This window comes from Pseudomonas guariconensis (assembly GCF_024127895.1).
GTDB classification, from domain to species: Bacteria; Pseudomonadota; Gammaproteobacteria; order Pseudomonadales; family Pseudomonadaceae; genus Aquipseudomonas; species Aquipseudomonas guariconensis_B.
Genome location: NZ_JAMYBK010000066.1, coordinates 1 through 1287 on the forward strand (window position 1 = coordinate 1; position 1287 = coordinate 1287).

Below are 1287 nucleotides of genomic sequence, written 5' to 3' on the forward strand. Positions count from 1 at the left end.
CCGTTTCGTTTAAGTCAGGCCGCCACGGCCTGATCTGTTTGCTGCTGGTGGAAGTTTGCCTCAGCCTCCGCAGGCGGGATATAGCCGATTGAGCTCAGCAGGCGTTGGTGGTTGTACCAGTGCACCCATTTCAAGGTCGCCATTTCGACGGCTTCGCGGCTCTTCCATGACTGACGGTAAATCAGCTCGGCCTTGTACAGCCCGTTGATGGTTTCGGCCAGGGCGTTATCGTAGCTGTCTCCCTTGCTACCCACCGAGGGCTCTATACCGGCCTCTGCCAATCGCTCAGTGTAGCGAATGGAGACGTACTGACTGCCACGGTCGCTGTGATGGATCAGCCCACCTGTGCAATGCGGCTGACGGGCATACAGGGCTTGCTCCAAGGCATCCAGTACGAAGTCTGTGTTCATGCTACTACTGACTCGCCAGCCGACGATCCGGCGTGCAAAGACGTCGATCACGAACGCCACGTACAGCCAGCCCTGCCAGGTCGATACATAGGTGAAGTCCGACACCCACAACTGGTTCGGGCGGTCGGCATGGAACTGGCGTTGGACGCGATCCAGCGAGCAAAGAGCCTTGTCGCCAGCCACCGTTGTGCGCACGACCTGGCCACGCCTTATGCCCTGTAATCCAGCACGACGCATCAATCGCTCTACCGTGCACCTGGCAGCTGCGATGCCTTCTCGCCGTAACTGCTTCCAGACCTTCACTGCGCCATAGCACTGCATGTTGGTGTCCCATACGCGCTGGATTTCCATGATCAATGCGTCATCGCGTCGAGCGCGGCAGCAACGTAATTCGGGGTTGCGCTGCTGGGCCGCATGCCTACGGTAACCGGACGGGGCGATCTGTAAGACGCGGCAGATCGACTCGACCCCAAGACGGTCACGGTACTGATCGACAAAAGCCCTCAGGACTTGGTGCGGCGGTCGAGCTCCGCCTGGGCAAAATACGCACTGGCCAGACGCAGAATTTCATTGGCTTTGCGCAGTTCGCGGTTCTCCCGCTCCAACGCCTTGATGCGTTCGCGCTCTTCGGTTGTCGGGCCTGGACGCTGACCTGCGTCGGTCTGATGACGGCGAATCCAGCCATGCAACGTCTGCGCTGCACAGCCAATCTTCGGCGCGATGGCTTCAATGGTGGCCCACTCGGAGGGATAGTCGTTCAAATGCTCCAGAACCATGCGCACGGCACGTTCACGGACTTCAGGGGAGTAGGTCGTAGTCTTTTTCATGGCCTCATCTTCTCAAGAGTTGAGGCCTCCACGAAACCCGGGGCGGTTCA

General features: G+C 59.3%; 1 protein-coding gene and 1 other annotated feature. The gene reads right to left on the reverse strand.

The genetic code is table 11. The annotated features are described in order from the left end of the window. Positions 1 to 14: 14 nt before the first annotated feature. Positions 15 to 1237, reverse strand: a protein-coding gene (locus NJF35_RS24560; RefSeq protein ID WP_225790967.1) for an IS3 family transposase whose coding sequence is annotated in 2 segments (ribosomal slippage) — positions 15 to 952 and positions 952 to 1237 — 1224 coding nt in all. Because the reading frame shifts where the segments join, the coding sequence is not laid out codon by codon here. Next, positions 843 to 959, reverse strand: a sequence feature (AL1L pseudoknot). Its footprint overlaps the gene before it by 117 nt. Positions 1238 to 1287: the final 50 nt, after the last annotated feature.